The organism is Spirosoma harenae, assembly GCF_054776975.1.
Genome location: NZ_BAAHBD010000008.1, coordinates 741,972 through 767,947 on the forward strand (window position 1 = coordinate 741,972; position 25,976 = coordinate 767,947).

22 protein-coding genes are annotated in these 25,976 nt (G+C 48.0%); 1 reads left to right on the plus strand and 21 read right to left on the minus strand.

From position 1 onward, the window contains the following. Positions 1–13: 13 nt before the first annotated feature. The 8 genes from ACYVE4_RS11415 to ACYVE4_RS11450 form a co-directional block, all read right to left on the minus strand. A complete protein-coding gene (locus tag ACYVE4_RS11415; RefSeq protein ID WP_461039955.1) occupies positions 14–3,727 on the minus strand; it encodes a beta strand repeat-containing protein in 3,714 nt (1,237 codons plus the stop codon). A gap of 11 nt (positions 3,728–3,738) precedes the next feature. Then, positions 3,739–4,335, minus strand: a complete 597-nt coding sequence (locus ACYVE4_RS11420) for a hypothetical protein (RefSeq protein ID WP_461039957.1) — start codon at positions 4,333–4,335, stop codon at positions 3,739–3,741. 2 nt (positions 4,336–4,337) lie between these two features. Next, a complete protein-coding gene (locus ACYVE4_RS11425) occupies positions 4,338–4,892 on the minus strand; it encodes a hypothetical protein (protein WP_461039958.1) in 555 nt (184 codons plus the stop codon). Between the two features lie 2 nt (positions 4,893–4,894). Next, a complete protein-coding gene (locus ACYVE4_RS11430; protein ID WP_461039960.1) occupies positions 4,895–6,394 on the minus strand; it encodes a hypothetical protein in 1,500 nt (499 codons plus the stop codon). Between the two features lie 5 nt (positions 6,395–6,399). After that, on the minus strand, positions 6,400–8,409 hold the full coding sequence (locus ACYVE4_RS11435) for a hypothetical protein (protein ID WP_461039961.1): 2,010 nt from the start codon (positions 8,407–8,409) through the stop codon (positions 6,400–6,402). Positions 8,410–8,412: 3 nt separating this feature from the next. Beyond that, on the minus strand, positions 8,413–11,436 hold the full coding sequence (locus tag ACYVE4_RS11440) for a hypothetical protein (RefSeq protein ID WP_461039963.1): 3,024 nt from the start codon (positions 11,434–11,436) through the stop codon (positions 8,413–8,415). Between the two features lie 59 nt (positions 11,437–11,495). Beyond that, positions 11,496–15,107 carry a tape measure protein gene (locus ACYVE4_RS11445; RefSeq protein ID WP_461039965.1) on the minus strand — a complete coding sequence of 1,204 codons (3,612 nt, stop codon included), beginning with the start codon at positions 15,105–15,107 and terminating at the stop codon, positions 11,496–11,498. A 92-nt stretch (positions 15,108–15,199) separates the two neighbouring features. Next, complete coding sequence (locus ACYVE4_RS11450; RefSeq protein WP_461039967.1) at positions 15,200–15,580, minus strand: hypothetical protein; 381 nt, start codon at positions 15,578–15,580, stop codon at positions 15,200–15,202. Positions 15,581–15,693: 113 nt separating this feature from the next. Here ACYVE4_RS11450 and ACYVE4_RS11455 point away from each other — a divergent pair, with 113 nt between their 5' ends. Further along, entirely contained in the window at positions 15,694–16,392 is a 699-nt protein-coding gene (locus ACYVE4_RS11455) for a hypothetical protein (RefSeq protein ID WP_461039969.1), read from the plus strand. A gap of 11 nt (positions 16,393–16,403) precedes the next feature. On the opposite strand, the gene ACYVE4_RS11460 is transcribed toward ACYVE4_RS11455, so the two are convergent. From ACYVE4_RS11460 to ACYVE4_RS11520, 13 genes are all read right to left on the minus strand, one after another. Continuing rightward, positions 16,404–17,183 (minus strand): hypothetical protein, encoded by a 780-nt coding sequence (locus tag ACYVE4_RS11460; protein WP_461039970.1) that lies wholly within the window; start codon positions 17,181–17,183, stop codon positions 16,404–16,406. After that, positions 17,170–17,964 (minus strand): hypothetical protein, encoded by a 795-nt coding sequence (locus ACYVE4_RS11465; RefSeq protein ID WP_461039971.1) that lies wholly within the window; start codon positions 17,962–17,964, stop codon positions 17,170–17,172. The genes ACYVE4_RS11460 and ACYVE4_RS11465 overlap by 14 nt, the downstream gene beginning before the upstream one ends. Next, a complete protein-coding gene (locus ACYVE4_RS11470) occupies positions 17,952–18,281 on the minus strand; it encodes a LytR/AlgR family response regulator transcription factor (RefSeq protein WP_461039973.1) in 330 nt (109 codons plus the stop codon). Before ACYVE4_RS11470 ends, ACYVE4_RS11465 begins: the two co-directional genes overlap by 13 nt. Further along, positions 18,281–18,880, minus strand: a complete 600-nt coding sequence (locus ACYVE4_RS11475; protein WP_461039974.1) for a hypothetical protein — start codon at positions 18,878–18,880, stop codon at positions 18,281–18,283. Before ACYVE4_RS11475 ends, ACYVE4_RS11470 begins: the two co-directional genes overlap by 1 nt. After that, the gene (locus ACYVE4_RS11480) at positions 18,873–19,166 is read right to left on the minus strand and encodes a hypothetical protein (RefSeq protein ID WP_461039975.1); all 294 of its coding nucleotides are present in this window, start codon (positions 19,164–19,166) and stop codon (positions 18,873–18,875) included. The genes ACYVE4_RS11475 and ACYVE4_RS11480 overlap by 8 nt, the downstream gene beginning before the upstream one ends. Beyond that, complete coding sequence (locus ACYVE4_RS11485; RefSeq protein ID WP_461039977.1) at positions 19,150–19,569, minus strand: hypothetical protein; 420 nt, start codon at positions 19,567–19,569, stop codon at positions 19,150–19,152. Before ACYVE4_RS11485 ends, ACYVE4_RS11480 begins: the two co-directional genes overlap by 17 nt. Beyond that, a complete protein-coding gene (locus ACYVE4_RS11490) occupies positions 19,566–19,997 on the minus strand; it encodes a hypothetical protein (protein WP_461039978.1) in 432 nt (143 codons plus the stop codon). The genes ACYVE4_RS11485 and ACYVE4_RS11490 overlap by 4 nt, the downstream gene beginning before the upstream one ends. 150 nt (positions 19,998–20,147) lie before the next feature. Next, a complete protein-coding gene (locus ACYVE4_RS11495; RefSeq protein ID WP_461039980.1) occupies positions 20,148–21,209 on the minus strand; it encodes a hypothetical protein in 1,062 nt (353 codons plus the stop codon). Between the two features lie 81 nt (positions 21,210–21,290). Further along, positions 21,291–21,638, minus strand: coding sequence for a hypothetical protein (locus ACYVE4_RS11500; protein ID WP_461039981.1), 348 nt, complete (start codon positions 21,636–21,638; stop codon positions 21,291–21,293). 108 nt (positions 21,639–21,746) lie between these two features. Further along, positions 21,747–22,781, minus strand: coding sequence for a hypothetical protein (locus tag ACYVE4_RS11505; protein ID WP_461039982.1), 1,035 nt, complete (start codon positions 22,779–22,781; stop codon positions 21,747–21,749). Positions 22,782–22,859: 78 nt separating this feature from the next. After that, complete coding sequence (locus tag ACYVE4_RS11510; RefSeq protein ID WP_461039983.1) at positions 22,860–23,708, minus strand: hypothetical protein; 849 nt, start codon at positions 23,706–23,708, stop codon at positions 22,860–22,862. A gap of 48 nt (positions 23,709–23,756) precedes the next feature. Beyond that, positions 23,757–24,140, minus strand: a complete 384-nt coding sequence (locus tag ACYVE4_RS11515; RefSeq protein ID WP_461039984.1) for a hypothetical protein — start codon at positions 24,138–24,140, stop codon at positions 23,757–23,759. After that, complete coding sequence (locus ACYVE4_RS11520) at positions 24,082–25,857, minus strand: hypothetical protein (RefSeq protein ID WP_461039986.1); 1,776 nt, start codon at positions 25,855–25,857, stop codon at positions 24,082–24,084. The genes ACYVE4_RS11515 and ACYVE4_RS11520 overlap by 59 nt, the downstream gene beginning before the upstream one ends. Positions 25,858–25,976: the final 119 nt, after the last annotated feature.

Genomic DNA, 25,976 nt, shown 5'->3' on the forward strand with positions numbered 1-25,976 from the left:
ACTTACGTGGATATTAGTTACCCTTGAAATAAAGAACGTCTGCTGCAAATCGTGCCGTACCAATGGGTTTGCTACTACTCACTTCAAGCTGACCATTGACCGTTGACGAAATTGAAATCGAAGCCCCCTGGCTGATGGTTGATGATACACCTAGGATTTGGCTCTGACTTCTCAGTAGCACCCCTTCGGTCAGGATACGCCCCGTTGAACCAGGCGAAATATTGTGAAGGGCAATACCCATGAACGAACTGGCCGGATCGCTGGTAGTCATGATCCTTACACCATTTGTACTTGCATCGTAGGCAACGGCTGACCAGCGAGGTATACCTATAGCTGTATTATTAGTGAGTGTTCGTTGGCGTTCTGGAAATGACGGATAAAATTCACCTAGTGACGGATTGAACTCGTCAGCGGTACCCGACGAACCGAGCGCCGAATTAATGTAGGCTAGAATCGTTGCATTGCTCTGTGCTGTGTGATTCAGCGAGAAGCTAATGACTTTCGTGGTTGCGCCATCGAAGGTAACAGACAACGATTTAGGTGTACTACTACAGTCGCCAAGTCGTTTGCCTAAGGTGTTATTGACAGCGACATTCCCACCAATACCAACCAGAATGCCCGAAATATCCCACGTGCCATAGGCTGAACCTTGCAACCCTCCCGACGCATCGCGGTCGATCTCCGCGCCAACAACCGCCGTTACCGCTGTACCCGCAAAACGCACTGTTGAGGTGCCTGTATTGGTTGCGCTGGTTATGCGTAAAGCAGTTCCTCTTGTCGCGTCCTGATAGGCCAGATAGGGCGTGGAATTGGCAATTGTTACGGCAATCTGACCGTGATTAGCTACCTGATTAGCGGCCAGTTGCGAAATCCAGGGGTTATCTGATACGCTGATCGTTCCCGGCGAAATTTCTGAATTATCAATCGTTACGCTACTGGTTACACCAGCACCCAGCGGTTGAATACTTAGCACATTGCCGAATGACCCTGTACGAATAATCCGGCAGTTACGTAGTTCATTAATCGTCGCTTTAGTGAAATCTTCCCGGTCGTGAATGTACCAGCCGGTGAACGGAGAGACGAACGTAACGTTATCGAAGGTTTCCTTAACGCCTGACGCACTGCCATACCCCCAGGCATGCATACTTGACCAAACTGTACTGGCCAGCATCCCCGAACCGGGATTGGCGTTGCGCCACGTTTTGGCATCTTCGTTGCCCAAATGCTGAATGTAACAATTCTGAATTGTGTGAACCGCGTTTACGTTGGCGCCTGACGCTTCCGAATGAACCGGATAGCGCCCGTTCTTCATCGTGATTCGCAAGTTGATAAGCGACGCTGTCCCCTGTAGCCAAAGTGTTGACGTTCCGTTAATGGTTGCATCGGTTGCATTATCAGGATTTTCGCCTTTGAGCCAGCATTGATCGCGCACCGTTCCCCGGATCGTCACGTACGATTTAACAATCCATTCCGTATCGGTATACACGCCGGGATAGACTAAAATTTCATACGGCTTACTAGCTGAAGCGTCGGTAATCGCATCGTTGGCCAGTTTGACGGATAGGTACTGTTTCGTTCCGTCAGGGCTAACCGTGAGCGTTGTTACCTGCGGCCCTGCATTAACAGCCTGAGTCAATGCGGCTATATCCGCATCCCGTTTGGCGAGGGCTTTGCTCAACGTATAACTATTGCTCGTCGGATAGCCAGAAGGAGCCGCGTGATTATAATAGAAATTCGTGACGGTAAAGTACTGCGTTGATCCCGCAACCGTGTTATCCGAAAATTGCAAATAAATACCCAACTGCGTGTCTACCGAAGTCGGTGTATAGGTTATCGAGATAAGGGCTGTGTTTGCGTCGAGTACTTTGATTACCTGACCCGTCCCCTGCGCATTGACATTACTCGTACTGCGATTGACGTTGATACGCATCAATAGCGTGCGTACGCTGGTTAGTGAACTGCTGGTGTTGAGAGTAAAATAAAACGTCGTCGGCACTCCCACCATGTCGGCCCAATCCCCAAACTGACTGATTGGATAATTGAATGTCCGATAGGCATTTTGCCCTGTTTGACCCGATGGGACTGTTACGCTGGTCCCCGCTGAAGTAGCGCCATTCAAGCTTTCGCCAGCCGTAGAGATATAGCTTGCTGAGGGATACAGCTTATTATCGCCAATCAGACCCGTTGTTGAATTGTTCAGCGTCGTATACCCATCGACAACATCTTTGAACCGTTTGGTGATTGGATTAATCGCGCTCTTTGCATTAGTATTATACACATACGGCTCCCAGGTAAACGTATAGGCAGAGGCTACCGTTGTGCTGTTGAATATCTGAATCAGCGGGGTAATATCCGTGTCGCCCGACTGAATGATATACCTGGTAAAATACGTAACCTGCGAGGAATTGAACCGCTTCAGGCTTGAACTGAGTCCCACGTTCTGCGTGGTCGATCCGGAACGTGTTACATTGATCCGAAGGCCGGTTATGATGTTGGTAGAACTGCCCGGTACGGATTCATAGAGGTTACTGGCAAACAGAATCGTATCGCCAACGGCCCAACTGGTCGTTGATAGCGAAATCGGTTTTTGTAGGAATGTCGAGCCGCCCGTTTGACCAACCGGAATGTTGATCGTATTGGCTGTTGTGTTGATCGATGCCCCATTTAATGCCCCCCCACCTGTCGGAACAGTTAGTAAGTCGTAGACTTGTAAATTCGCGTTGGTCGCCGTGATCGCATTGGCATTGGTCGTTATACCCGAATTAACGGTCTTGAACCTGTCGGTTACGCTACCGGCTTCGGTTTCGTTGGTTGCATCGTAGATATAGGTATTGCCCCACGTAAAGGTATAACTTGCTGGTTGCGCGGACTGAGTAGGAACCTGTAAAAAAGGCTGTAACTGCGTATCGCCCGACAGCACCGTATAATCGAACGTCGCCCGTACCTGCGTGGTCGTAACGCGCGTATAAGCGACGTTACTTGCAACGCTAAACTGAGTTCCCGACCGCTGCACGTTGAGTTGGGCAATCAACTTCGTATCAAAACTACCCGCTGTCGATTCGTTGACGATAAGCGTAAATTTGAGCGTATGCCCCGCTTTATAGGTTGGGTAATCCGATAGCGTAATTGTCTTTTGCAAAAAGGTGGACGTACCCGTTTGACCCGATGGTAAAACAATTTGACTGTTAGCCGTACTGACCGTACCGCCGTTTAGTCCCGAACCGCTAACCGATACGTTTGTATTAATTAAATCCCAGGGCGTTGAATTAAAGATTCGATTTGCGGCATCACTAGCAAAGTTGATGAGTCCAACCGATGCTGTAGTTACTGCGTTGGGGTTGCTCGCTTTAATCCATACCCCATTACTGGCAATCAACCAATCATTTTGAAAGAACGTTTGCGCCGAACCCGTCACTGTCGAGCTAACTCCAGCTGTGACGGTTGTACTGGTTAGCAGATACGAACCATTGGCCAGCGTTGTTGAACTACCGAGCGTAGCCGTTGCATTTGAGGGTGTAAACGTTGCTACGTTGGTTGCAGGATTCCAGTTACCAACCGGCGTCGGGCTTTGACCTTTAGCCGTAAACGCGGCAATCTGCGCGTCAGTGAGAAGCCGTTTGCCGGTCTGCTGATAGAGAATAGCTTCGGTCGTGCGTGAACCAACTTGTCCCTGCGCGTGAACCGATATCGTGGAAAGAAGGATGAAAAATAAACTAATGGCTCTCATGGTTGGATGCATTACTGTTTAGGGATAATGGTTACGGCCATTACCTGACCGTTGGGAATCAGGCTTAAACTAGGAATGATGGGGACATACTTAGTTGAACTCTCGTCGAGAAATGCCTTAAACTCCCTGCCTTCGCCGGGAAGCATCGAATAGGTCACATTACCATAGGTGCAGGAGGCTGAACCGCTGTTGGTACTTAGGTTTTCGACCAGAATGTAAATTGCGTTAGTGGTCGTAACGGATTGATTAGTATTGGCCGTGTAGTTCGTCGGGGCTGTTGTTCCGAAAGTTGCCGGAGTTATAGTACCTGCGGTGGATTTAGCCGCCGTGACGATATTATCAACGGCCAGATCAGCCGTTGCTCCCCACTGTGCATTGTTCTTATCGAGAAACTGAGCGGGTGTACAATTGAAAATCGTTGTAGCCCCACTCATGATTTTAATCGCATTGTTTTTCGAGGTGAACGTCAGCGCACCAGCCGGATAGGGTGTTTTACCATCGGGCGAGTTGACGTAAATACGGTCGCCCGATGGATACACGTTGAGTGTGACCTGAGCCTGAGCCAGTAGGCTAATCGAAATAAGCAGAATGGAAAGCAGGTGTTTCATGGTTAGTTTTTAGAGGTAAATACGTCTTCTACTTTTTCCAGCGCAGCGGGATCATAGCGTTTAATCGTCGATGCATTACCAACTGTTTCCCAGATTAGCTTTTTGGTGTTACCCGTCGCTTTCTGCGCGGTTTGGTTTGCCGAAACCGAGTTTTCGCCGTTGATCTTCGTCTGATCGAGTCGCGATAACTCGCTACTCATACTGGCAAGCTGCGCGGGAAGTCCCTGCACATTATTGACCGAAATGGTTGGCAAGACCGTGCCCGGAGCCGTGCGATCGATGTAGAGAAAATCGGCGAAGCGAACGTCCGAACCCGTTCTAATCTCAATCCACGTTTTGTTGGACAGCTTTTTACTCTGAACCGGCGAAAACGTGACGATCAGCGACGCGCCCTGTAAATCAGGAGTTGGCTGCATCACATACGGCAAGGGCGATAATACCTCGCCAACCTTATCGTACGCACGTACGGTTACGGCTCCCGGCCAGCCTGCATCGATCGTGAAGGTTTCGGAAAGTGTTGCGCCCAGTGCGCCGATCCAACTGAAAGGTGCTGCCATTATTATAACGTGTCGTAGCCAGGGTATAAAACACCGCCTTGAATCGTGATCGAAACCTGTTTGCTTTCCGTCAGCTTGATCGTAATCATTTCACGCTTCCCTTTCGCTAGTGACGGATCAAACGCGTAGTAATGCACCGTTGAGCCTTTGATACGAGCCATTACGTCAGGACGGCCCCGGCGTGCTGTAGAACCGTATCCATAGGGGCCGTCAAACGCTGCGGCATGCTCCAAAATGGTTGTGGTTGGTCCCTGATCGGTGCCCTGATCGGTTTGCGGATTGATCCACGTATCCGACCCCTGAAACTTATACGGAACATATTTCCACTGCTCACCTTCCGTAAATGACATTTGCGAGTAGTAGTAAGCAGCTTCCGAACTCGCATCATCCCCCCGGTACATATCATCGAAATAGTAGTCGGCGTAGGTCGTTTGCGGGTATGAGGTTGGCGCGGGCGTACCGGGTACGTCAGGATTCCAGTTTTGTTGATCGGATTTGGTATTGGGATTCGTACCGTAGCGATTGGGTACGTTGAACGTAACCCAACCACTACCCAAGCAGAAGCCAATCACAAAGCCGCAACCCACCCGGTAATCATAATCGACCTGTGGATGCGTTTCGTAGGTACCGTCGAGCCAGCCAGCCGGATTCTTTAATCGTCGTGAGGTTGTATACCCACTGTGCAACGTCGTGCCTATACCTTCAATCTTCGGCCAATCGACATAGGGAATAAACCCATTACCAACACCGCCAACGCGCCCGTAACCCAGACAGGCGGCTTCCATCTCAAATTTTTTGAGGTAGTAAATGTGGCAGTAATCAGGCCGGTCGATGTAGTTTTTAATGTTAGTGCCTACCCCGTACTGTGCAAACGTAGAAAAGTGCCGGGCGCTTAATTCCTGCGCTTTCGACTTGCTTTGCAAGTACTGCTTAAACATCGGGTCGTTTGGCGACTCATGCACCCCGCCCGTAATGGGTATATACTCCCAATAATTCCACTGTCCGGCACTGGCAAAGCTGCCATACGTGCCGCCGTACCGAAGTGGGTAATTGTTGGGGTTAAGCGCGGGATTGGCGTGTTTTTCCTGCATGGCTTGCAGGAAAAACACATATTCAGGTGCATCGACGGGCATACCCCAATACCCTTCAGCTAACTCGTCCATGTAGAACGATGCGGTTTGAAGGCTGTTAGCAACCCCGCGCATTTGGTCGAGCGTAATGCCGTGTAGTCGATAGGGTGAGCCTTCGGTAAAGCCGCGACCGTTAAAAATCGTGTTATACAGCCAGTTTAGTTGGATGTTCGTCGGAACGTCGGTAGCCTGTAAATGGGTAATACCTCCTTTGCCAGCAAGTGAACTGGCATTGAAGTTTTTTACTTTAGGGCTAACCGACAATACCTTGTTGCCTGGAATGGAAATGTAGGGCACGTCAGGGTTTACCTGAACTTGGGGAGCCCATAAATCAGGACTTGACAACCAATCGGGTTTGTTAAACTTTGGCATAGCAGTTAAGTAGGTTGTCCGAATCGAATAATGGCCTGAGCGCGGGGTACGGTTGGTGCCCAATCGTAGAACATATCGGCTGTTGTCTTGCCCTGAATGAAGGTGATTTCAACCTCGTCACCGGGTTCGTAGTCGTAGGTCGTCGGCAAGCTGCCAATGTCGGACGGTTGACCGGATAGCAGATATAGTTTATCGCCACTTGGCGCATTGGTGTGCGCAACCCGATATTTACCCCCGCTTTCCTGCACAGCAATGACCAGTAGGGAACGGTTCGACGATTGTACGACGGTTTCGCCTGTTACGTTGTTACCATCATCGGGCGGCTCAGGATTTCCCGATTCGTCGTAATCTTTCAGAATCGCAACGGGCGTACTGTCGGTAAGCGAAATCGGGAAGGATAGCGGGTGCCCATCTTCGTCGGTAATTACCAGTAAATACGACTTGTTGAGTACACCGGCATAGAGTTGCCCAAACTTTACCGAGCCTTCGAATAAACCTGGACTTGGGTAAGGTCCATCCGCTGAGGTCATTGCCCGATTGCCATTGGCGTACGTTGGCGTATCGCCTGTAGCAATCAGATTACTATTCATACTGTTGCCGGTACCGTCTACGTACACGGCTAAATACTGCTCTGGACCCGCAATCCGCTTGACAGCAACAAAGGTTATTTTGCCCGATGTGCCATATACGTACAGAAGCTGCGTAATATCAACAGAACCTAAAGTCAGATTAAACGTCTGCCAGGTCGATTCTGGCGCGGATGCGTACGGTTTGAGTTGAACAACAACGTTTGTGACCGTCTCGCTACCCTCCTGCAACGCCCCAAACCAATACTGTGTGTAACCGTCTGCGATTACTTCGGGTGCCCATTGGCCAGCCGTTGAAAACGTATTGGCCCAATCGCTGCGCCAATTGGCTTCGTCGGCTCGTTTGTAGCGAATAAATGGGAGTTGAGAGAGCGTAGAACCTGTATAACTGGTATCAGCGAGGATATTCAGCGTTTTGAGTCCAGCAATATAGATTTCCTTGATTTTTCGGAAATAGGGAAGATCCGTTACCGTTCGGGCAATCGTCAGCGTAAAGACGGTATTGTTGCTGAGTCCCGCGCTGTTGGTCGCTACGATTTTAACGCGCAAGACCTGATTGGCAACAGGACCGGGAATGGTTAGTATATTACCCGTCAGATAAACCGGAAGCGTAGAGCCGTCTTCTTTTCGGGCGGTCAGTACATTGGTACCTGAAAACGTATTTGCGGGAATGGGGTACGTCTGGTCGCCTGACGCAGTTATCGTCTGGTCAGGAATAGGATTAAGCACCTGCGGGGCACCGATTGGCGTTGTGGAGAGGATTAAAGGCTTTAGTTTCTCGGCCAATACCTCCAGCGTAGTCTGACCACCCACATCAGCCCCATTCAGTCGATTGACGCCCAAAATGCCCGTAACAGCAGACAGTACGGGTACCTGATCCAACTGAACTATCGTATGATCGCTCGACATGCCCACCATCACCGCATTTGCATCCGGTCCCGCTTCGGCTAGTCTGGTCAATTTCGCGACAAGACCGCCCATAAACTTGGCGACAATTTCGGTTATCGAACCTTCTGCCAACACGTCGTTTAGCGTAAAAACAGGGTGCTCGATATTGATCGATGCGTTACCCGCTTCGTCCACTTTCACCAGGCCAATCTGCACCAGCTGGAGTAGAACTTTAAGGGGAGTCATCGCCTTGGTATCGTTCTGACCGAGTTTGGCTTCGGCTTCGGTAGCGATCGGCAGGATACCCGATTCACCTTCAGTTGCGGGATTGGTACCCGTAAATTCTTCGAACTCTGGCCTAGTGACAAACTTTTCCGACAGATCAACCTCGAGCGTTTCGCCCGATGAGGTTTCCAGCGAAAAACCATCATCCGTAGCCACGCCATCCGAGATCAGTAATCCCGCATTATGATCCACGACGTTTTTAATCTCGCGGATGATGTCATTTTCCGGTATAGTCTGAGGAGCAGGTAGGGCCATTGGTTACAGTGGATCAACGTCGATAAACCGACATAATTCAATCCGCCTTCGGGTACGCTCATCGGCGGCCATAGCCTGCGCGAGCGTCCAACCGGCGAACTGGGAGCAATCCAGCCCTGATGTAGTGTCAGCCAAATCTAACGCAGTCTGACGAAGTTCAAAAACAGCCTCCTCGTTGTCGCGGCTATATTCGACCTCATTCAGCCAGCCAGCGACCCGAATTCCCCGCTCATCCAGTAGACTGATATACCCATAATTGGGATCAACCGGATCGCCGTTTGTGTCAAGCTCAGTAGGTAATAGCCCCATATGACCAAGGCGAAGACGCTGAATTTCGGCGTGTGATAGCCGACGTTTAAACCGGATCCGTCTGGGCACAAACAGAAGCTCCGGAATGAGTTGATCAACCTGCAAGGGGTCCGCTTCCGATACCCTGCCAGCACGTCCGCACGTGTCGATCGCGGGTAAAGTCGTAACGACATTCTTATTATTTGGAATCTTGGTTTTGTTGACCGCAGCATACAGATCGTCATTGCCAATTTTCTCAAAGGAGATGTTGACTAAAGGCGCTGTTTCGGTCTGAATGACCTCTTTGACAAAGAATTGCCACGGCCGGTAATCGGGTGGAGATACGGCTATTACGGTGTACTGGCCATCGTTACCCGTTGAGCCAGAGACGCTAATTGTCATGCCCGCGGCTAACCAGTCGATATACATATCCGTAATGAGGATATTGAAAATCACCAGTCTACGAAAGGCGACTTGTATCAAGCCTGTTTCCGTTACCGCCTTATGATTAATGACGTTATACTTATCCTTATTGATCAAACAGCCAGCCCATAATGGCACGTTATTCCATAACATCCGGGCCGGTGAAAGCCTCAAATTGTACGTATCGTTGGGGGATTGCAGGCCCGTTACCTGATCGAAATCAGCGCCCGTTTCCGGCTGTAAATCCAGTACGCCCGCAGCTGGAGCAATCTGCAAACTGGTCAGTACTTCGGGCGATAGATCTTCCGCGACGTAAAACGTCCACGGGCGTTGCGCGATATCGGAAACATAGTTTACTGTATAGGTACCATCATTTGATGCCGTTCCCGATAGCGTAATGCGCTGACCAACAGCTAACCACGTGAGCGGAACGGGTAATTGTATAATGTAATTCACCAGTCCGGCAATTAGCGAACCAGCCCCCGAATAGCTCTGAATGGATTTACATTGCAGAATAAACACGCTCTCGTCGAAGGTCGTACCATCCTTGGGCGAATCGGTAAACTGTTCCCGGCGCGTTTTCTCAATGGCCAGCGAGGAGGCTACCAGCTTGGAAACAATGGGTTTGGTACCCGATTCGTGTTTAATGGGCGTCGTGACCTGGTGTGTAGTAAATACCTCTTCCAGACTGGTTGAGCCTTCGTCTACCCATTTTTCGTAGCCGACGTTGACTTGTGAGTAAATCTCAGATGGTACACTTTCCTCCGAATAGTCGCCTACTTCATCAAAGCGCATGAGTTCGACGGGCCTGAAAAACTCACGTACGGGCTTCATCGTCACGATTTCGAGCGGATTGCCGTTATCATCGAGTTCGAACCCGTATTGTAGGCCCGTCGCATCGATCGCGGATAGGCTGGTCACGGCATCCTGAAACGAAAGCGAAAGCGGCCGGTCGAGCGCTTTAAATTGTCTGGCCGCAAATCCGTTGAATAATACCCGACGTGAGCCGCATCCGTCAGTCGGATAGCGGGCTGACTGTAGGCCGTAAAACTCACTACGAAAACGGTCAGGAAGGCCAGTTATCACCGCTAGAGCCGCATTCATCGCATCATAAACGGGTAAACAGCGAGCAATACTGGCCTGATTCTTCGAGCGACCGACAATCGAAATACGCTGCGTTTTGGTCGTAACGGCTACCTGTGTACTCTGTAGCTCGTTCTTGTTGTGGCTAAACCACAGCAAACCATACAGGAAAATCTTATCACCAGCTTTGAGGTCGAGCGCAACATCTAATGTGCCTGATGCGGTGATGGAGACTTCGGATTCTGAAAAACCGCTCGCTGGTAACTGGCCATTCACGTTACGAACGCCTAATCCGTCGGATAACGGCGTAGTGATTGGAAAGTCCTGTTGATCCCCATTGGCCCGTACGATCGTTAAAAACGTATCGAGCCGATAGCCCGTAATTCGAGCGGGACCGATCGAAATCGTGCGTTTTTTGACCGTAAACCATAGGTCATACGTCAGGGCAATCTTAATCTGACGATTGCCCGATGAAACCAGTTTAAACAGCCATTCGTCCAGATTGATTGGACCATCCGACTCGGAAAGACCCATTGGACGCCCCCCGGCCAGTTCATCGATTTCGGCGATTTGTGGCTGAGAGGTATCGAACTGAATCCAGACGTGTCCGTTGGTATCACCGGGAAACGTTGATTCAGCGCGTTTACTGGAAAGTAGATTCGCCGTAAACCGCTCATCGAGCGACTGCGGAGAAAGCGTAATGTTTCTGAATGTTGGCGGAGTGATGGAAACGTTATCGAGTGATTTGGAAGCTGCTAGATTCAGATTCGCATCCCAACGGGCGCTCACCTGCGTTTGTAGGCTGGATCGCTCCAAGTCGCACGACACGCGACGTTCGGCTGTTTTTCGAGTCGCCAGGTTGAGCCGACCTTCGTATTCAACGACATCGTAAGCATCCTGACCATTCAGTTCAGGTATATGAATACCGTATTGAAGTAGTATCGTCGCATCTTCGCCCTCGGTAAAAAAGACCGAATTGATAAAGTCGCGATCATTGCCGTTGAATTCGACCGACGAGTTACTATACTCGTAATTGACGCCGTGCAGGTCCGCATCGCGCTTCAGAGAGAATCGGGTGTTTTTCCAGTCTATTGGCTCATCGTCCATCTCAAACGGCGTTTTGGTGCCATCGATCGCAACGTGAATCAGCCGGAAAAACGGAGCGAAATCGGAGTAGACACCGGGTAAGGTTTTGCTCCGTCCGAACGCATCTAAAATAATTTCTGTAGGCATGGTTTTATTTGGGTTCGGCGAGTTTCTACCGCTCAGATAGGATGACTATTTGCAGGGATTTACCGGCCGTGTTTGTAGCGCCGTTCGCGGTATTCCATCCGGTTTTGACCTTCACGGAGAAGTCGTTTTATGCCGTGCTCGTCAATGTGGGTTTCGTTGACTGGCCGATCGTCGAGAGCCTTACCAAATGCTCGTTCGATACCTGACTCAGTAAGTTGAGGACTACCACTCAAGGCTAATTGGTAGATAGCAGCCTGTTCACTAACGCGACCTTTACGGATACGATCAACAACCGATGTGTTGAATCCGATATCGTCGATCGCGCGGCCGATCGTATCGCTTCGATTCATGTCTGATAGGATTCGTGCGGTCTGGTCGGCTGTATAAACGGTATCCCCTTTCTTGGTTTGGAAGTAAGTCGGCTTAGTGAACAGTTGGGCGTAACCTTCCCGGTCAACGTAAAGCTCAGAACCAGCCTCACCCGCTAACGCTGGACCTTCGTACGAATCACTCTTTCGTTTACCCGTTTTGTACTGTGGAATTGGAGCCGATGCAACCGCGGCTAATTGTGCCGCTCCCATAACACCCGTTAAAATGGCGAACGGTAAACCAGCTGGAGCCGGAATTTGCGCCAGACTCCCAATTACAGCTGCGGCCGTATTGGTGATAATCGAGAAGATTGCCTGAGCCCGTTGCTGTTCTATCTGTTTACGGCGGAGTTCACGACTTTTTTGCTCAAAATCAGCTTCGATTTTCGCACGCGCTTCCTCATTATCACCCACCAACTGCAATTCACGATCTTTTGAGGCTTGTAGATTATCGATCTCAGCCTGGGTGTTATTAACACGAATGGTAAAGTAGGCATCGGTAATGGCGCTTGCCGCTTCGAGTGACTTTTGGATGAGCATCTGTTTGCGCTGTTCTGCCCATTCTGCATCTTTTACCTCCTGCTCATGACCCTTACGATTGGCTTCTACCTTAGCATCAGCGACATCTTTGGCCCGTTTTTTTTCGTTTTTAGCCAACCGATCCGCCTGTTCTTCCTTGAGTTTATTAATCTCATTCTGAGCGCTGGCGATCGCGATGTCGTTACCAACCGATTGCTTTTTAAAATCTTCTAAAAAGGCGATCCGCTTATCGACATTCGATTTGGTCAGCTGTTCGATCGTATCGTACGATGCGTTGTAAGCTGTAATCGAATCATTGATTTGCTTTAGTCTGGCCTTGGTAATGAGCCGCTCGCCTTCCTCCTGACTCATTTGCCGTTTGGCGACGGCCAGCTTGATAACATTCTCCTCATTATCATAAGCGAGTTGTATGTCTGCCAGACGATTCGTTAGGCTTTCGGCGACCTGAGCATCAATCTTACCGAGTTCGGATTTGGTAGCTTCGAGTTGATCTTTATACTCCTTGTGCTCGATTTCAGCCCTTTTTTTGATATAATCCGCGGCCAGGTTGTTGAGTCGGACCTGCGTATCCTTGTATTCGGCCGTACTCTCTTTACCAGCCTTCCGGAGTAGGTCTTGCTCTTTGAGAATTCCGTCCTGTTGGATTTTGAGTCGCTGATCGATAAAGTCACGTTCAGAAATAGCACCCGATTGAAATGAGGTATCTAATGCCGACGTAGCGACATCCGTATTTTTCTGATTTAGGCCAATAGCCAGACTCAATTTTCGATCGGCTTCGCGCTGTGCTTTCTCAGCGGAGATGCCCTTCTGCGATTTAATTCGTTCAGCGATTTGCTTATCTGTTGCTCGCTGCTCGGCATCGAGACGCTGATATAATTCTAATTTTTTCGCCAACAACTCATTCTTAGGATCCTTATCAAGTTGTTTTTCAAGGGCAAGTATCTCAGCTGTTCGTTTTTTGAGGGATTGTTTTAAAAAACGAGCCTTGTCGTTTTCATCTTTTTCAAGGTCCGCAATTTCTTTTTGTTTCTGCTTACGTTGTCCGTCTTTGTATTCAGAATTGACCATCTGCCAATGGCGCTTTGATAAAGCCTGAGCAATAGCCGCCCGTTCATTGGCGGTATCGATATCCCCCGCTTTTTGAGCCGCCAATTCCTGATCTCGCAACTCTTTTATTTTTTGCAGCCGTTGCTTGGCGTCCATGCCCCCAAAGGCAACTAACGCATCTTCCTTATCCTTCCGAAATTGATTACGACGGGTGAGTGATCCAGCCCCGAAAAATGTAAACAATTCGAGTACTGACCCATCTTTTAGCCAGCGTCGAATGTCACCGAGCGAATGACCAAGCCCATCCGTAATTGCTTTGAAGAAATTTATTATGCTAGTTGTATCACTAAACTGCTTAACTAAACGACTGAATTCGTTGGCAAGGTTGGTTGTAGAAGAGGCAAGGTTATCTATTTTTTCGCCCTGTTTTAAGCCGAAAGCCTTCTCTAATTCAGCTGCGAATTTTGGCATTACCTCAGTGGAGATAAGTTCTCCCTGCTGCATCATCTTATCCAGCTTAGAGGTCGAAACACCTAGGCTTTCGGCCATCAACCGAAGTGCTGAGGGAAGGTGTTCACCTAACTGCTGACGCAACTCTTCAGCGCTGATTTTCCCCTTGCTGATCATTTGGACCAACGCTTTGAGTGTACCGTCAACGGCCTCACTCGATAGTCGCAATTTTGCCCCTGCTGTTGTTACAGCAGTAAAAATCTTTTCTGTTTGACGGCCTTCAAGATTGGTATCTTTGGTTGCAGATTTTAGATTTTTATAGCTCTCAGCCAGGTCGCCATATTTTAAACCAAGCTTTCCAGATAGATCAAATAAAAACTCCTGCGAACGCACGAAATCAAGTGAGTCGCGACTTGCCTCTTTCAATGAAGCATCATAGCGCTCCATATCCTGAACAATATCAATACCATTCTTAACGGCAGCTATAACAGCTACAATAGCACCAGAGGTACTAGAGAAACCTATTAAGTCGTTGGTGACATCTTTTAAAACAGAACCGTAATTGCCGACGTTACGCTGAGATAGGCCCATCTGCCGATCGGCGGCAAGCAGGGCTTTACTGTTCTTTTCAATTTGAGCCTGCAAATCCATTGCGGCCCGGTTGTTTCTATTGATTGCGCCCGTCGTCAGATCAAACGCATTCGGCATTTCTTTGAGCGTCTGCCGTAGCTCTTTTGTCTGTTTTTCGAGATGTTGAAAGGATCCTTCGGCTGCATCGATCGCCTTTTTTGTTACTTGAAGCGATTTACTTTGCGCATCGATCGCTCGCGAAACCACTTTAGTTTCATTCAGGATTGCTCGCTGTTGTTTGGCGTAATCTTTGGCGTTACGATCGAGGTTATTATACCGCTCGGAGAGTGAAATGAACTTTGCCGTGAGTTCGGCTACTACCTGCGCGTTTAAACGCTGCGCTTCGGTGAGGTTAGATTGTGTCTGCCGAAAAGCCTCGGTTCGTTGACCTGCCTGACTAATTAAGCTGATATGTTCAGCGATTTTTTTATCAGCACTGTCCGAAGCTTCACTAATGCCTTTTAAACCAGCCTTTAGTGTGGCTATTTCATTTTGACTAGCATCATATATCGACTTGATGCGGCCAGTCATTGTTAAAACAGACTGACCAACACCTTCTAAAAGGGATTCTAGCCCTTTGATTTGGCCGGAAAAATCATCAAATGGGAAAAAGTCTTCGGAGCGAAGAATAGCCATAAAGCATCAACTTTTTAGGGTGATGCAGTCGGCTGAGGGGGAGTGTCAGGGGTGAAGATACTATAAAGGCCGGATTTGAATTCCAGGCTTACCTACTCAAGCATTTTCCAGTCAATAATATGCCCATCTGTCATGCTTATCGTTGCTTCGGCTTTTTGAGTCACAATTCCACCAAATGAATTTGTTCCGCGAAATGTTGTCAGTATATCCAACGTCTCCCCCTTGTCTACATATTGAGTTTTTACGTGTTTGTAGCTATCTGGGTTTTTCATTTGAGACTTAATTTTCTCTTCTAATTCGGCATGCGAGCCATCAAACCCAGAAAAGAAAGCCTCGATTTTTTCCTTACGAGGATCAACCTTCGGCTTAGGAGCAGTTATAAACTGGTAGGCGAAGATTGCCGCAAATGCAATTATAACCCCTGTGATTATCCAACGAAATCCCTGATTAGAGTCTTTAGGCGTAAGATTCATGGCGTGCATATAATTTCGAACAAATATATAATTGCGAATTTTGTTCGAAATTATATGCAAGAAAAAATGTTGACATTTGAATACAATAAAAACACACCAAAAAATAAAATCTAATGGCAAAGTCTACCACAAAGACTCAAACTTTTACTGATTACCCTAAACCTAGACCTAACCTTGATGCTAACCCATTGGCTGACATTATAGAAAATCAATTGGCTAGGAGATCAAAACGGGTTGAACAGATATTTTCTGTTGTTGGGGCGTTGATTGCTTTTAGCGGTTTAGTTATTGGTTTTGTCTACAATCCGACAAAAGATGATAACTTTAGATCACGAGAAATGCAACTAATGCTCAGAAACCAACGTGAAGCACTGGATTCATTACAACGTAGGCTTGATAATATCCAACAGCATCCACACGGAAATGATACACTTACTTTTACTCTTAGCTCAAATGCTCAATTAACCGTCTTCCAACGTAGCCTTGATAGTCTTAAAAAGAGATTCGCTAAAATTGAGAGTATAATTATCAAAGACCCAAGCCAGGTACTTGAAATACCGCTAATTAAGCGTGAGATAGAGGATAACAAAACGGCTAATCAGGCGAAATTCGAAACTCTTAATAAAGACATTGAACGTGCATACAATATTATACTTGTTTCTCTAGCAGGTCTAGCCGTTTCTGTGTTCGCTCCTGTTCTTTCATCAATTATTCAACGAAAAAGGACCAATGAAAGCGAAAATAAGACGCCAGATGAGGGAGTTAATCTAAGTAAGTCAACCAAACCAAAACTTTCCAATAATTCACAATAGCTTCGTTTTCCTTACCGCTTAATCGTAGTGGCCGCTTCATCCGACATAGTAAATGTCCCTTCCGACAACGCATCGCCCCGGTTCATATTGGGTTCGTACCCTTCCTTAAACGTCAGTAACCGATCGTTGATGTAGATCGTATCATGCTCCAGCATACCGATAATGGCTTGATGACCCCAATAGTCATACTCAGGCGTTACGAATCGTACAGTTCGGTTCATCTGAGAGAAAAGCGGTTTATTCTTGCCCGATGTAGAGGAGGTATAGGTGCTTTTATTCGTCCCATTGCCGATACCATCAACAGCCAGCCGGATCCGGAACGTTTGAAAAAAAGCACTACTTAGATAAGACCAGCGCGTATTGATCGCTCCGCCCAACCGATCGTCATTGCGAAAACTAACAACGGCCGTTTTATCGACTGCACTATCAGCCGTTGTCATCCACAGGTATTGAGTCACATAATCTCCCAGCTGGAGACGATATAAACCCTCTGGTTTGTTAGGTACCGTAAACGAGCCGTACGTATGACTACCATTCGGAAAATCAATCAAGGATAGACTTTGTACCGCTATTGCAACACCGTTTCCCTGCTCATCGACAATCAACAAAGTGCCGCCAATGGCCGTATTATCGGTTGTATTGATGTAAAACCGAACAATATCTCCCGGAACAAGCCAGACAACCGGACTAAGTACTTCGGGTTCGCGAACGAACGGACGAGGTAGCCCTAAATCGAATTGTGATTCACCATCGGCAAACCACATCAAAAAATTAGCATCATTTACCGGCATGTTTCTGGGACTTAGCTAAACTCTGTTTCTGTTCTTCGTAGCGCTTTTCAAGCGTATCGATCCAGCTATAATACTGGAAAACGCTCATGGATTCAGGATCAACCACACCGCATTCCATCAGGATATTATAGGTGCCCTGTTGCGCGGTTTTCATGACGGCCGTTACGTTGTTGTCGATTCCAAACGTATACACATCCTGAATCAAGGCAACGGCAAGTGTAGCTTTATCAAGTTCGAGTTTAGCTTCATCGGTCGGATTCTGGTAGTAATCGGCCAGGGCAACACCATAGGCTTTATACTTAACCAGGTTGTTCATTTTACGACCTTTCGCCAGTCGAGCCGGAAAGTACATCCGAATTTCAAGCTCCATTTCTTTTTTTGCCGACTCAAGTGAGCTATATATCAATTCGTCTGTCAGTCCATCTTTGCGCAGTTTGGCAATCAGTGCGGTTAGATCATCTTCGTCGATACTTGTAACAGGTTTACCATTAACGGAATGTACAAAACATGCGAATTCCAGCGACTTGGGATCATAGCCACTTTCGATCAGTGATTTCGACAGTCTGATATTCGCTTCTTCTCTTGCCGCTTCAGCGGGTTTATTCATGCGACTAAACAGATCAACCCGCTCCTGCATATGGGCTAACTCCTCATCATTACTGGCCAGAGACGAAATAGCTGTTGCGTACTGACGAGCCGATAGGTCGTTTTCGACCGGGAATTTCTCAATCGAATTATAGAGCTTTAGCGAAAGTCTCTCCGAAACGACTACGGTTTGCATAACTGCTGTTTAACAAGATTACTCCGACGTCTGGATACAGCGAGCGTACGATCGTTGGAGAGTAATACGATTGAATCCTGCGATTTTTGGATATTATGCCCGATGATATGCGACGCGTTTACGAGCGTAGTTTTATGAATACGCAGGAAACCGGGCAACCGACCGGCCATCTTTTTGAGGGTAAGCGACACTAGGATTGGCGGCTGGTTACGGATGTGGACATACGTATAGTTGCCAAGGCCAGCCAGGTACTCAATCTCGCTGATTGGAATACGTTGGCGTTTCTTGCCATCATATATGGTTAGAAGGGGTTCCATTACACGTAATTATTAGGTGGACCTGCCAATACATTCGTCTCGATACACAATACAGCCAAATCAATGCGAAACGCGCAGTAGGGCCATTTATCATACTGCTTATCCAAATCGCTGACGATAAACGGTTTAAACACCTCGTTTACCTGCCCATCCTGATAGCCCGTAATCTGCGTTACGCACCGTGCGTTTTGAAGCGCTTTTTTAAGCTCCATCTTAATCAATTCCGGAAAACCGCTACCATCGTCATAGCGATCCGGTATGGCCTTCATATTGACCCAGCCATACAGTGACACGTTACGAGTCGATCGAATGACGTGGTTCTTCGCATGGCCAGAAGGTCGATTCTGATTGTAATCCGATTTCTCCAGATCCTTCGAGGCAAAAAAGATAACCGACTTAAAGGTATCGTTTGGCCGACAGTCCAGGTACTCGCCATTCCCAACATGAACCATTGGTTTAGGCTGACTGCGATCCTGACCAGCGAGCTTTTCATCAAACAGCATTGCTCGACCCTGCACGATGTCGGTAAATTCAAGCGTAACCAGCTTGTCACGGATTTGATTGATCGCTTCAGTCAGCGTACGAGGATGGCTATTCATAATAAAACCCTTTATAAAAGTCTTCCTTTAGTTCAGGCGTCAGGTAATAACCTTTGCCATTCGACAGGATCATTTCAAACGTTTCGATCGTTACGCCATACGTAATCGCTAATCGCTCGGTTAGACCAGGTATACAGGTTTCCATTTCCTGCATATCGGTCCACGTCCACCAGCTGCTATCGTAAATGCGTTTAACGACCGCGCGAAAGCGATCGAATTCATTCTCGCTCCAATCGTCGGTTAATGGTACCGGATGCGGAGGTAATACTCTATTCGGCTGGTTCATAGGTTTTCTTGAAGATGTCTGGCTTGCATGGATAGAATTCGCCATTTACGCCCCGAATAATGAAGTCGCCTGGACTCGCTGTCATTACATTCTCAAGAGTGTGAATAGAAACAGTGCTATCATTATTGACAACAAACTTCCCTTCTGAACCGATACCCATTTCGGCGTGCCATTGACCAAGTTTAAAACTGTCAATATCCCCTCTCCATTCAAAAGCGTCAATGACTACGGGCTTCTTTCGGTACTTTCCCCCTCCAGTTGATTGACTGGCTAATCGTTGGCGAGCATGCTCTAACGTATCACCGATAGTCATTCGCTCATTATTAGAATTTGCCCATCGATCGCCAATTTCCTGTTGCTCTTTTTTGGTATGAGCATTCTTGAGTACTGCTACCTTTTTCATTGCATGGCTTGATTAAACTTGTCTTGAATCGTCGGCCGGAGTCGATTGGATAACTGCTCTTTACTCGCAACTGACAGACCGAATATATCCACGGTGTATTTAGCCTCCAACATATCGTTTTTCGGATCACGGCTCAAAACCTCGGTTCCATCGCTAACCCGCTTGGTATAAAAGCCCTGATAAAAGTCACCTTTGTTGCGTAATGTCACGTGATCGGACGTCTGACCTCTGGCCTTTTTAATGGCGATCGTAACGGGCTTATAAAACGGTTTGATTGCCGAACCATCGGCGAGTTGACCCGCTGCGAGTTGGCTTTGGTTTAGATCAATGATATCATCTTCGTGCGCATCGATCGATTCGGCGACGACCTGATGGATATCGACCCTTCGCAGTGGAGCGAGAAAGAAGTCAACGAGTTCGTTTACCATTACGAATGAATATTATCTCGTTGCCTACGAATAGTATCTTAACCCGGCCAATGCTTACCAATAGAAGCATTACCAGACAAAAGCCTAGTGTGGCAAGCATTAAGTAGAATGCTAAACAGAAGCATATTAATCCGATGAATTCCCACATATCTATATAGAACCCCAAGATATCTCATCGTCCTGATTGACATCAATCGCCCTGGATGCTTCATCCTGCATAGATTTAACAATCGACTTGATAGCTGATTCAAATAGCAACGGCACCCGATTCGCATTATCCTTATCCGTAAGCGCAAATAATGACCCCTGACGCGCATCTTCTGTATCGGGATTCTTCCGAACGGAATAGGCTATTTTCTCTAAAAACGTCATAGCCATCTGCTGACGAAATAGCGGTAACAACCGCATGGGATTATCAACAAACCGGCCTGACAGATCACCACTGGCCGAAAGCACAAGATTCAGCCCGAAATTGGTATCAGTGACCGCCGTTGGAATACCATCCGTTAGCACAATCGCTTTGATATTAACGTAGTTGGTCAAACATCCCTTTGCACAGCCTTTGCAACCCTTTGCAGGTTTGGGCCAATATGTAAAGGAATTCTTCGCCTGGTTGCTATCGCCCAAATCATTCTCGTTATACACCAGATAATAACTATACCCCGATCGCAGCTGTAGTCCTGAATCCTGCCAGTCATTCGGTGTAATCGAATCAACTACTGTTTCAATGCCCGTTTCAACGCAAATCAGCTTTAGCGAAAACTCACTGGCCGCTGAACCGGAAAACAACAAACGATCGATCGTAACGGTCACGTCGCGCTGAATGGCTGCAATCATTAATCCGACGGTTCGACCTGACTTCGCGATAACAGATGGCGCGGTCGGTATACCCTTGAACAAGGTAACAGGATTAAGCAGCAACGAAGCTAGTCCCACCTCAGCGAGCCGGGTTTCCAGCGTAGCCAGCATTGTACGAATCGCATCGTCACGCGTTTGAGCGAGATAAGCGCCAAAGTCAGCCAGTTTATTCGGGTAGGTTTGATACAACGTCGGTATCTGCAAGAGTTCATGACATTGATCCTGCGTAACACCCGACGAGGTAGCTTTTAACGGATTCGTCAGTTTATAATCCGTAGCATCGGCAGGATCGAAGACATTGGCCCGAAAACCGATCATCGGGCGAAGTTTTTGAAGTAAGAGGGCAGTCAGCATAAGGTCTTAGAAGAAAAAACGTCCGCCGATGTTGATCGATACGGACGTCCGGTGAGTACAGAATAAAAGCGGAAAGTGTCGCTAATTATGAAGGAATTGCCTTATGTAAAGTATCTTGAGACTATCAGTCGCGTAGCCGGTTATCGTTACACCACTTACCGCACCCTGCCAGATGGTTTTGCCATTGTGTAAATCCCGAAACGTAACGGTACCACCCGAGTAACCCACGGTTTTCGCACTGAACATGCCTTTTTTATAGGTCATCGCTACTTTGTTGGTTACGTCTTCAAACGAAACGGCATCCCCCGTAACGGTTGTCGAGGTGATCTTTGTGACCGTAGTCATTAACTGTTGGGCTTTGGCTTCAGGAGGAGAAGCGACTAAGGCTAGGCAAAAGCTCAGGCCTGCGAGGACAAGAAATCGTTTCATGATTGTGAATTTGACTGTGAGAGAAAACAAGTAATGAGCACTATACCATTAGGAGCCAGCCTAGTCACAGCTTAGTAGCTAACCTAGTCTGACTCCTAATGTGTTTGATTAAACAGCCGAAACGTTGACTTTAACGATCGGCGAAGACGTATCGCTCGAATACGCTTTGGCGAAGGCGATATCCACGAACGGATACCAGGCTTCAGTCCAAGACCGTTCCAGACCCGGAATAACCGCGCTTTTATCAACCGTGGCGCCGACGTACACTACACCAAATTCAATCGTAAACGTGTACCCGCTTAGGCTGGTAAACGTAAACGGCATGGTGTAGTACTTCTTACCCGCATCGTACGAACCAATCCCTTTACGACAGTCGAATTCCGTCCACTGCACCATAGACAGCGAGTTAGTCGGAATGACGTAGTTTTTCGAGAACGAACCCGAGTTGGCCGAAATCGAAGGCGAAAACGCGAATTCGTAACCAGCCAGCAATTTTTCAAGATTCTGCTGGTTATACGCACCAAACGTCTGCTTTTCGGTGATAGTAGCGAGCGCTTCCACGTTGGAAATCATGTGGAACGGTCCAGTCATACCCAGCTTACGCAGAGCCGCGGGCAGTTGCATAAACACATCCTTTGTAGTCGTTTCGTACGCGTTGGAAACCGGAGCACCAAACAGCGACGATGTTGGCAATGAGGTGTATTTCGCAGCCTCAAGGAACGAAGTACCATCGGTTTCCAGCTGGAGACAGATCGCCCGGATCAAATCTTCAATCTGGCCAGCCAGATCATCGGTTGCGTCGAGGTAGTTGTCCGCGTTGATCGCTTCGGTAACACCTACCGCACCACCGTACGTATTATACGACAGGGTTACTTTGGCCGTTTGCGAGCCGTTCGGCGTTGCGCTGATCGTACGTGTCGACAGCACCGTTGGTGTTGATTTCTTACGAACAACGGTTTCGATCGGACGTCGTGCCGATGCCCGCAAACGGGCGTGCTCTGTGGGATTGATAATCCCGTTTTTGTACTTGTCGAAAGCCTCCAGTACGCCCAGATCCGGACGTCGCTTTTCGAAGGCCATCAGACGATCTTTTGCTTTCAAAACAGCGCTGTTAAACACTGTTGCTGATAAATCAGATGCCATTTCGTGAAAAAGTTTAGCGTGAGGTTCGGCTTCTCAGTGTCGCTTCACTTTTCACTTAATACTGTTGTTGATCTAGCCCTAGATGCCCTTTCCGATCGCTTTCAAGGCTTTGCGGTACAGTTCTTCCCACTCAGGAGACATGTACGCTTTACCCATTTCAGCGAGTTTCTTTTCAATCAGATCGGGCGAAGCGGCTAAATAGCCTTCGTTGGTTGCGTTCGGATCGTCATTGATCGAACCGGTACCTCCCTGGCTTTTACCTTTAGGCGCTAAATCACTGGCGAAGTCGCGGGCGGCAATCTGATCTGCTGTCATTGGCTGACCATCGGCGGTTTGCGCTTCCCCTTTACCATTTACGTATAAAAGTTGACCGGACTCATCTTTTTTCGCTGTATACAGGCTATTAAAGACGAGTACCATTTGAGCGGCTTTCGTTTTTTGATACGTCGCGATTTCATCGTCTTTTTTAATGTGCGATGGAGTAGCGAATTTCAACGAACTAATACCCGCTTCAACTTTACCGTTTACTTCGGCTTTAAACGTTTGCTCTTTCTCGGTCTTGAGCGATGATTTTAACTCATCAAGCTCTTTTTTGAGACCTTTCGCATAAGCAGAACCAGCATCGTCCCCTTCGGCCATGTATTTGAGTTTGGTAGAGACTTCATCAAACCACTCCAGCCCTTTCTTTCCTTCCGGACGTTTGAGGCCAGTCAGTTGCTCGACTTTCGCTTCCCAGGCGGTATGACCATCCTTGATCGCTTTGTCGATCGCTGTCTGCGTGGTTTTCTTGTACTCATCCATCGTCGTAACGACCATCTTTTCATTATCCGTCAGATGCTTGGTAAAGTCATCTTTATGGTTTTTATAGATGTCGCCCATTAACTCGGGTGTCTTGTCCAATTCGGCTTTAAATTCGTCGTAATTCATTAGTGCATTAGGCTTTTATGTGCAAGTACAATTGGGTTTGGCTAGAAACTAGACTTCAGGTTCCTCCTCTTCGGATTCTTCTTCCTCTGTTTCCTCTACCTCTGGGATTGTTTCACCCTTCGGTGTATTCCAAACTTCGTGTTTCAAACCCAATCGATCAAATAGCCCGCCCTTCTGAATGTGCTCTGCATACTCCTCTGGAGTGTACATTCCGATCGGATTGACGTGCGTTGCAGGAAGTTTTACAACCGTCTCCAACACCTTCCGTTCGGTGTATTGATACACGATAAAATTAGCTAGATCGTGCTCCTTAACTGGATACTGTTTATTGACGTCTTTATCCAGAAAGACGGTCTTATCCTTGATTGACGAATCACCCTTGGGGCTTGCCTTGGGGCTCGACGATTGGGACTTCGCGTTTTGCTTTGCCATCGGTTACGTATTGATATAAAATTGTTTTGATTGACTCGATTCGTTTGGCCATTGACAGCGCTTTTCCAAACACCGTCAGGCCGTGATTTTCCCTTTCAAAGCGGGCAATGTAATTACCAAAATCGGCTTTCAACTCATAGGCATCTGAGCCCTGCGGTACCAGATTGATCGGCAAATCCGGGTAAGGCTCCAGCTGAGACATGATGTAAATCCGCATTTGCTCGGTTTCGGATGAACCGGCCATGACCTTATCAATCCGAAGCCGACGCGCGGCCAGCTGGTACATGGGAAGGCCCGCATCCCGTGCCGCCTTATAATCAGCAATGGCCTGACCAGGTGAGAGCAGGTGAAATTCAGTGCCGTAGTTGACAGAAACCTTAATGAACTGCGTACCGTAACGCAGCGCAAATAAGACTGATAGTATCTCCTGATGCGTACGCTCTAAATGCTCCGCCCAATATGATAAAATGGCTTTTCGCTTCTCAAAACGGGCCTGAACCTGATCTTCGTTGACAGGATTATTACTCTGATCGATCGTACCATCGTCACCCGTTAAGGCCAGTATAATCTTGGCTTCAATCGCTGCCTGTTTTTCGGTAATGTAGTCCAGTAGCTTCCGTTCGGCATTGATAAAACCAACGGGATTCGTCAGATCGGGCGATAGATTATCGGTTGGCGGAGGGGTCTCAATGTGGCTACCTGGTCCAATAGGCTTGCGTTTGGCGCACATCGGGCAATCTTCGATCGATTCTTTAATCTGCTCCTGATCGCCTTTGCCTTCGGTCCAGCGAATGAGAATCTTGCCATTATCGCAGGTCTCACCATTTGGCGTTTCGTACCGACAACGCGTTTTATAGCTCCGCAGAATCGGATAAGCCGCATATAAATCAGCGTGTTTGCTGAATACATTTCCCGCTACATAGTCGTCTAGTTCGGTAAATAGCGCATGCAGTGGCGATTGAATGCGTAACGGTTTATCCTGAATCAGCCGGTCATGCCAGATAAACCCAGCTGGGCAACGTTCCAGATCGTGCAGGTTGGCGAATACGAATTCCGGTTCATCGCTATCGCCTTTTTGCTTGAAAACCCGGTAACTCTCATCGTCGATAACGGCCCATCGCTTCTCAATCACGCGGCCAGACTCGTCTTTAATGGGATCAAGCGCGAAAATGACGTACTGAATAATACCGCGCTTTGAAAGGCCGATGTCCTGAATCTGACCAAATTCCCGTAGGATTACTTCAGGTCGAGCGTAGCCTGATTCATTCGGCGTCGAATCCAGATCCACTACCCAGATAGCGCCCGAAGCCTGTAAACACTGATTGAACAGCGTTTTGTTGAGGAAATCATCAAACGCGATTTCATCCAGATACTCAGCGGAATCGACCTCAATGGTTTCCGTACTGAACTCAGCGCTGATAAACTTATCCTCCGCATCAAAGGCTTTCAAATACTCATCTGACGCACGATCGATGATCTGCGCAGACGCGAGCGGAAACCGATGTAACTGCTTGAAACGGGCGAATTTGTCCTCGTTATTCAGCACAGCGCCTACCCATTTCTCGAACTTCTCAGCGTAGGCACCCGCATCGGTTTTACTCGTTCCCGTCAGGGCGTGAAACCGCTGTTGATCGTTGTCGTCTGCTGCCCGACGTAGCTCCGCCTGTTGGAGTGGCTTCTTGATCCGTGCTATCGCCTGTAGGTCCGTGATCGGCATTGTCGGTTGTGGGTTTGTCTACTGAGTAATCGATCCGCTGCATACGAGACTGTAAGTCCAGAATTCGTCGAGCCTGATCCGCTGGAAATTCTACCGGCTCCCCATCAGAGAGCCGGTAA